Genomic DNA, 6,612 nt, shown 5'->3' with positions numbered 1-6,612 from the left:
GGGGTCCTGTGGGAGCAGTCCGGCGGACGCTTCTCGCTGACGGTGAAGGCGCCCGGCGGCACCCGGGGCACGGTCGCGCTGCCGGGGGACTCCGCGCGCGTGGTCGTGCGCCAGGGGCGCAAGGTCCTGTGGGACGGCCGCCGCGGTGCGTCACGTGACGTACGTGTCACCGACGGCCGCGTCACGGTGTCGGTCGGGGCGGGCGCGCACACCTTCACGGTCGAGCCCGTCCGGTGACGGCCGCGGGGCGCTGAGTCCGTCGGTCCGGTCCGGTCCGGCGCGGTCGCGGATCGAGGGCGGGACGGCGGCCGGTGGGGGACCGGCCGCCGCCCCTGCGGCCGACGTCCGCGCCGGTGCCGGGCGCGATCCGAGCGGTCGCGTCAAGCCCGGTTCCCGTACGGATGCGGGGCCGCGGGGCGCTAGCATCGGTGCCCCCACTGCAGTGCGATGGAGAAGGCGAGACCGTGCCATGGCCGATGAGGCGTACCTCTTCCTCCTTTCCGACCAGGATCCGCGGTTGGGAGCGGCGCTCGCTGCTGTCGGCTCGCTGGAGTGTGCGGAGACACCGGCCGTCCACGGCTGGTTGCAGGCGCACGAGGTGGCGGCGGGCGCGGAGCAGGTCCGCATCCTTCCGGCCGACGAGGAAGCCATCATTCCGGGTGATGCCGAGCGGCTGCCCGTCCCGCTGAGCGAGGAGGAGGCGGTCAGGGTCAGGCAGGCGTGCGCGCCGCGGTCGGTCACGGACGTCGAGGGGGAGCTCCTGGGCTTCCGCGAGACGACCCAGGACTGGGAGGCGCTCGTCCTGCGTGCGCTGACGGCGGGCGTCCCCCCGGCGCGCATCGCACAACTGACCGGTCTCGACCCGGAGGACGTGGGGCGGCTCACCGTCTGACGTCCCGGCACGGGCAGTGGGAGCCCCCCCGCACACCGGTACGGCTGGTGTACCCGAATGGGGGAGGGTTTCCCGGCCCCGTCCGGGCAGCAGCAGGCGATGAGACTGCTGCGAGACGTCGAGGCCCTGATGGAGCGCTGGAGCAACCCGCTGTGGGCACGGGTGCTGCCCGCTCCGCACCGCGAGGCGGAGGTGATCCGCGCGCTGCGCCGGCACTGTGACGAGAAGGCGCTCATCGTCACGAGGGGCCGCACGGTCGTCCCCAACGTGTTCGCCGTCGTGCTGCCCCGCCAGGCCCACCGACAACTCCTGCCCTACCAGGCCCAGGTGCAGCGGCACCTCGCGGTCCAGGTGCGCAGGCATGCCGCGGAGAACGCGTACACCTTCGTCGGCGCGGTCGAGGTGTCCCTGCGCGCGGCGGGCGCGGCCCGGGCACCCCGCTTCACCGTGCAGAGCCGGATCGCGCCGTACCGCCGGCCGCCGTCGTCGCCCACACGCCGCACGCAGGGGCGGGTGCGGATGTGACGGTGCGTCAGGCCAGCGAGTGGCTACCGCCTAGCGGGCGCGGATCCGGACGCGGTTCAGCGACGGTAGGCGGCGATGGCGATCTCGACGAACGAGCGGAGCAGCGGGTTCGTGTCGCCCTCGTTCCACGCCGCCACCACACGGCTCGGCGTCATGTCGGCGAGCGGGACGACGGCCAGCTCCGCAGGCAGGTCGTGGCCGAGCGGGGCCAGGCCCACCGTGCCGTTCCACAGCACGGCGTGCAGACACTCCTGCACAGCGCGCACCTCGGGCCCCTCGCGTGGCCGGTCCGCGTTCCAGTACGCCTGCCAGACAGGGTCGGTGCCCCGCGGGAACTGGAACCAGCGCCGGTCGTCCAGGTCGGCCAGCCGCAGCCGGACGTGGCCGGCCAGCGGATCGTCGGCGCGCAGGACGACGCCGACCGGGTCGCTCCGCAGGGCCCGCACCGTCAGTGCGGTCTCGTCGAAGGGCGCCCGGGTCAGTGCCACGTCGACGAGGCCGGTGCGCAGTCCGCACGTCGGGTCGGTCAGGTCGGTGTCGCGGATCCGGATGTCGATGCCGGGGTGGGCGCGGCGGAAGGCGGCGGCGAGTTTCGCGACGCCGGGATCGGTGCCGTCGCCCAGGATGCCGACGGTGAGCGTCGAGGCACCGGCCGCGGCGCTCACACGTGTGCGGACCCGGTCGGCGTGCTGGAGCAGCTCGCGCGCCTCGCCGAGCAGCACGGTGCCGACCGGGGTGAGGGCGATGCCGGTGGGCGAGCGCGTGAACAGGAGCGCCCCGACGTCGGCTTCGAGCTGCTTGATCGCCCGGCTCAGCGGCGGCTGGCTCATGTGCAGGCGTGTGGCGGCCCGGCCGAAGTGGAGTTCCTCGGCGACCGCGACGAAGTAGCGCAGGGTACGTAGCTCCACGCTGCGACGATACCCGCCGGGTATCGGCTCGGCGGAACAAGTCTTGGACGCGGGCGGGGCCCGGGCGGTGGACTCGGGGCATGACCGGAGAAGCAGAGCCCCAGAGGCCGCACCACCCTGCCGCCGCCGTGTCGGTGGTCGGGCCCGACGACGGCGAGGTGATCGTCCTGGGCACCACCCGCATGCGCGTCCTGGAGGACGGCCGGCACACCGGGGGCCGCCTCGCCGTGACCGAGTCCGTGCTCGCCCCGCACACCCAGGGGCCTCCACAGCACCGTCACGCCGCGCACGACGAGGGCTTCCGGATCCTCTCCGGCACCGTGCGGTTCACGGTCGGGGACGCGCACTACGACGCTCCCGAGGGCACGTTCGTCCTCGTGCCGCCCGGCACCCCGCACACGTTCGCGAACCTGTCCGACCGGCCTGCCGTCATGCTCAGCACGTTCACCCCCGGCCGGTACGTGCAGTACTTCCGGGACCTGCGCGACCTGCTCGCCGACGGCGGGCCGCTGACGTCGCAGGCCAACGCCGCGGTGATGAGCCGCTACGCGACCGAGCCCGTCGCCGACCCCTCCTGACGGCAGCTCCGGCGCCCCGGCACGACCGCCACGGCCGTCGCCTCACTCCACGTCCGACCGACGACGGGCCCCGGCAACGGGCAGCCCACGAACGGGAATCATGAACATCGCCTATGGGATCGCGGCGGGACTGCTCGCCCTCTTCTACCTCTACGCAGGCACGCTCAAGACCTTCCGCAGCGCCGATCAGCTCCGACCGATGATGGCCTGGGTCGACCGCGTGCCCCTGCCCGCGGTCCGGGCGCTGGGAGCGGTCGAGATCCTCGGTGCGGCCGGGCTGGTCCTGCCGCCGCTGACCGGGATCGCCCCGCGGTCGGCCCTGGCCGTCGCGGTCGGCTTCGTCCTCCTGCAGGCCGGTGCGCTCGTCGTCCACCTGACCGGAGGCGACCGTCGCATCGGGCTCAACATCGCCCTCGTGGCTCTCGCGGGCGCGACGGTGTGGCCGGCCACGTCGCTGTGACGGCCGACGGCCTGTCCGCGGCGGGTGTGACCCGGCCCGGTTCAGTCGGCCGACCGGGCCAGGGCCAGCTTGTGTGCGTGCTCGAGGGCTTCGGCGGGTGCGCAGGGAACGTCCGGCTGGACGCCGACACCCTCCCAGTTCGTGCCGGAGACGGGGTTCACGGCGCGGCCGATCGGGATGGAGGCCTCCAGATGCGGGTGCACGGTCCATCCGTCCCGCGGATGGGCACCGCCGCGCGTGGGTGCGCCCACGACGACGGCACGGCCGAGCTGTTGAAGGTCGTAGGCCAGTTCCTCGGCGGCGGAGAAGGTGTCGCTGCTGGTCAGTACGTACAGGGGCTTGGTGCCGCCGAATCCGGCGCCGGGGACGTGCGGCAGGCTCCACGACTGTTCGCTGCGGTCACCGGCGCGCCAGTACATGGTGTTGAGGTGGGTGCGCCGGTCGAGGAGGTAGCTGCACACGAAGGCGACCGAGTCCGGGTCACCGCCCCGGTTGGCGCGCAGGTCGATGACGAGAGCGTCGGCACGGGAGACCAGGGTGAGTGCCGCGGCGAGCGGTTCGGCGGCCCAGTCCAGGGGGAACAGCATGGGCGCCAGTTCCAGCACGGCGACCTTGCCGTCGAGCAGTTCGACACGGGGAACGCCACCCAGCGAGGTGTCGAAGTCCCGGCGCACGGACTCGAGGTTGGCCGCGCCCTGCTTGGCCGGGACCTGGTCCGCGTGGAACTTCAGGCTCAGGTGGCGATCGCCGTTGACGGACTGGAGGTCCGTGGTGACCCGCCGCGCGAGCTCCTCCGCGTCGCCGGTCTCGTAGGCGCCCTCGGCGAGACGTCGCCGGAGCAGGCCGACCAGCTGCCCGGCGGTCTCCGGGAAGACGTAGTGCTCGGTCAGCAACCGCGTGGTCTCGTCGATGACATGGGCCGGCCGAAGGGGCGTCACAGGCGTCATGGGAGGGAGTAGAGCACCCGTCTCACGACAGCGTCAATCCACTTCTGTACGCCCGCGGACGCTGCGGCGAGTCACCTCAACTTCCTTCGCTCCAGCCGGTTCTGAGGGAGAGGGTGACGCGGCGGGTTGCCTCGTGCCCCCGCACGTGTGCGGGGCGAGCGGGCGCAGTGGCGCGCCGGAGCGGGGCCGTGCCTCAGCCCGACTCCGGCGGATCGCCCCAGCCCAGCGGATAGAGCTCGTCGCCCTCCACGAGCGGGGCGAGCGGCTCGGCCACGGCCTCGTTGAAGTCCGACAACGCCTCGATGAGCGCGGTGCGTTTGGCGGGGTCCAGCCGCTGGACGATGGACTCGATCTCCTCGCGGCGCCGCGCCGTCACGTCCTCGACCGTGCGGCGCCCCTCGTCGGTGAGCTGGAGCAGGGTCTCGCGGCGGTTGTCGGGGTTGATCTGGCGATCCGCCAGCCCGGCCGCGATGAGCCGGTCGACCATGCGCATGGCGGTCGACGGCGCGACCCTGAGCAGGCCGGCCAGCGCGACGAGTTTCGTGGCGCCCCGCGAGGACAGCACCACGAGCATCCGGAACTGCGGCAGGGTCACCCGGTCCTCGACCTCGGCGATCGAGCGCGCCGACACCGCCACCAGCACCCGGGACGCGGTCAGCACCGCTCGGGTGACCGCGTCCACGTCGTCCCTGCGTTCGTCCGCCGGAGCGGCCTTCCTGGTCATGGCACCTTTCTACCCTGTCCAGGGCATCGCGTGCTCCACTCGGGCCACTCCCGGCTGCGCGTGACCGTGACCGTGCCTCGGCGCGGTGCCCCGCTCAGCCCGCCTGCGCCGCTGCGGTCCTGAGCGGTGCGGGGGAGTGGACGGCCCGCAAGGCGCTCCGGTGGGTCAGCCAGCCGAGCAGCCGGTGCTCTTCGGCGTCCAGGACCGGCAGTCCGGTGCCGGGCGCCGCGCTCAGGGCGTGCAGGGCGGTGGCGAGCGCCATGCCGTCGGTCACCGGATGGGGCGTCTCGATGAGGTCGGCGACCGTGTGCGGTGCTCCTGACGCCTCCTGCGGGCTGTCGGCCAGCGCTTCGGCGACGGCCTTGGCGCTGACGGTTCCGCGGTAGCGCCCGTCCCGGTCACACACGGGCAGCATGCCGTGATCGGACAGGGAGAGGAGCAGGGCGGCGTCCTCCAGGGCGGTCCCCTCGGCCAGCGGCCGGGGCGCCGCGTCCATGACCTCGGTCACCGCCTGGGCGCCCAGTGCCGCGCCCGGCGCGGGCCCGTCGAGGTCGATGCCGCGGCGACGCAGCTTCAACGTGTAGACCGTGTCACGGGAGAGGACCTTGCTGACCGCGGTGGCGATGACGATGGCGAGCATGAGCGGCAGGATGATGGAGTACTCGCCGGTGAGCTCGAAGAGGATGACGACCGCGGTGATCGGCGCGCGAGCGGATCCCGCGAAGACGGCGCCCATGCCGATGAGCGCGTAGGCGCCGACGGCTCCCGCGGTGTCCGGCAGCAGGGAGTTCATCCCGGCTCCGTACGCGGCGCCCAGCATCGCGCCCATGAACAGGCTCGGGGCGAAGACTCCGCCCGACCCGCCGATCCCGATGGTCAGGCTCGTCGCCACGATCTTCCCGACGAGGAGCAGCAGCAGGAACGCCGCCGCGTACCTGCCTTCCGCGGCGCCCTCCAGGACCGGGTACCCCACCCCGTACATCTCGGGAAGCACCAGCAGCACCACGCCGAGCAGCAGACCGCCGGCCGCCGGACGCAGCCACTCCGGGCCGCGCCACGCCCAGTCGCAGAGGTCCTCGACCCAGTACAGGATCCGGGTGAACCCGACACCGACCGCACCCGCAAGGACGCCGAGGAGCGCGAACAGCCCGTACTGCGCGAGGTGTTCGACATGGAAGGCGGGCAGGTCCAGGAAGGCGACGTCGCCGAAGGCCGCGCGCCCGATCACGCTCGCGGCGACGCTCGAGATGACGACGGCGCCGAAGGACTCGATCGCGAAGTCGCGCAGGATGAGCTCCATCGCGAAGAAGACGCCCGCCAGCGGTGCGTTGAAGGTCGCCGCGATGCCTCCCGCCGCGCCGCAGGCGACCAGGAGCTTCATCCGGCCCTCGGTGACCTTGGTGATCCGCCCCAGCGTGGAGCCCAGCGCCGAGCCGATCTGCACGATCGGGCCTTCCCGGCCCACGGACCCGCCGGAGCCGATGGTCAGCGCGGAGGCCAGCGCCTTGACGACGGCGACCTGGGGGTTGATGCGGCCGCCGCGCTGCGCGACCGCGAGCATCACCTCGGGCACGCCGT

General features: G+C 73.2%; 9 protein-coding genes. 5 read left to right on the top strand and 4 right to left on the bottom strand.

Annotated elements, in window-relative coordinates; all coding sequences use genetic code 11:
• The 3 genes from GTW43_RS12615 to GTW43_RS12605 all read left to right on the top strand — a co-directional run.
• Window positions 1-237: hypothetical protein (locus GTW43_RS12615; RefSeq protein ID WP_161301749.1), on the top strand; the 237-nt coding region annotated here is incomplete at its 5' end.
• Window positions 238-469: 232 nt separating this feature from the next.
• Window positions 470-892, top strand: a complete 423-nt coding sequence (locus GTW43_RS12610; RefSeq protein ID WP_161301748.1) for a DUF6003 family protein — start codon at window positions 470-472, stop codon at window positions 890-892.
• Window positions 893-991: 99 nt separating this feature from the next.
• The gene (locus GTW43_RS12605; protein WP_161301747.1) at window positions 992-1,417 is read left to right on the top strand and encodes an FhaA domain-containing protein; all 426 of its coding nucleotides are present in this window, start codon (window positions 992-994) and stop codon (window positions 1,415-1,417) included.
• Between the two features lie 56 nt (window positions 1,418-1,473).
• Here GTW43_RS12605 and GTW43_RS12600 read toward each other — a convergent pair whose 3' ends face one another.
• Window positions 1,474-2,325: a LysR substrate-binding domain-containing protein gene (locus tag GTW43_RS12600; protein WP_343245986.1), complete on the bottom strand. Its 852-nt coding sequence runs from the start codon at window positions 2,323-2,325 to the stop codon at window positions 1,474-1,476.
• 80 nt (window positions 2,326-2,405) lie between these two features.
• On the opposite strand from GTW43_RS12600, the gene GTW43_RS12595 reads away from it, so the two are divergent.
• Window positions 2,406-2,903, top strand: coding sequence for a cupin domain-containing protein (locus GTW43_RS12595; protein ID WP_161301746.1), 498 nt, complete (start codon window positions 2,406-2,408; stop codon window positions 2,901-2,903).
• Between the two features lie 100 nt (window positions 2,904-3,003).
• The gene (locus tag GTW43_RS12590; protein WP_161301745.1) at window positions 3,004-3,363 is read left to right on the top strand and encodes a DoxX family protein; all 360 of its coding nucleotides are present in this window, start codon (window positions 3,004-3,006) and stop codon (window positions 3,361-3,363) included.
• A gap of 41 nt (window positions 3,364-3,404) precedes the next feature.
• Here GTW43_RS12590 and GTW43_RS12585 read toward each other — a convergent pair whose 3' ends face one another.
• The 3 genes from GTW43_RS12585 to GTW43_RS12575 form a co-directional block, all read right to left on the bottom strand.
• On the bottom strand, window positions 3,405-4,310 hold the full coding sequence (locus GTW43_RS12585) for a S41 family peptidase (protein ID WP_161301744.1): 906 nt from the start codon (window positions 4,308-4,310) through the stop codon (window positions 3,405-3,407).
• A 193-nt stretch (window positions 4,311-4,503) separates the two neighbouring features.
• The gene (locus GTW43_RS12580; protein ID WP_161301743.1) at window positions 4,504-5,034 is read right to left on the bottom strand and encodes a MarR family transcriptional regulator; all 531 of its coding nucleotides are present in this window, start codon (window positions 5,032-5,034) and stop codon (window positions 4,504-4,506) included.
• Window positions 5,035-5,128: 94 nt separating this feature from the next.
• The coding region (locus GTW43_RS12575) for a chloride channel protein (RefSeq protein WP_161301742.1) at window positions 5,129-6,612 on the bottom strand (1,484 nt) is incomplete at its 5' end.

This window comes from Streptomyces sp. SID5785 (assembly GCF_009870065.1).
GTDB lineage: Bacteria > Actinomycetota > Actinomycetes > Streptomycetales > Streptomycetaceae > Streptomyces.
This window is presented reverse-complemented; position numbering and strand designations above follow the sequence as displayed.

What these genes read in the sequence shown, in the direction of transcription:
- GTW43_RS12605 (WP_161301747.1), top strand. Translation starts at nt 992, where the DNA reads ATGAGACTGCTGCGAGACGTCGAGGCCCTGATGGAGCGCTGGAGCAAC.
- GTW43_RS12590 (WP_161301745.1), top strand. Translation starts at nt 3,004, where the DNA reads ATGAACATCGCCTATGGGATCGCGGCGGGACTGCTCGCCCTCTTCTAC.
- GTW43_RS12580 (WP_161301743.1), bottom strand. Translation starts at nt 5,034, where the DNA reads ATGACCAGGAAGGCCGCTCCGGCGGACGAACGCAGGGACGACGTGGAC.
- GTW43_RS12595 (WP_161301746.1), top strand. Translation starts at nt 2,406, where the DNA reads ATGACCGGAGAAGCAGAGCCCCAGAGGCCGCACCACCCTGCCGCCGCC.
- GTW43_RS12585 (WP_161301744.1), bottom strand. Translation starts at nt 4,310, where the DNA reads ATGACGCCTGTGACGCCCCTTCGGCCGGCCCATGTCATCGACGAGACC.
- GTW43_RS12610 (WP_161301748.1), top strand. Translation starts at nt 470, where the DNA reads ATGGCCGATGAGGCGTACCTCTTCCTCCTTTCCGACCAGGATCCGCGG.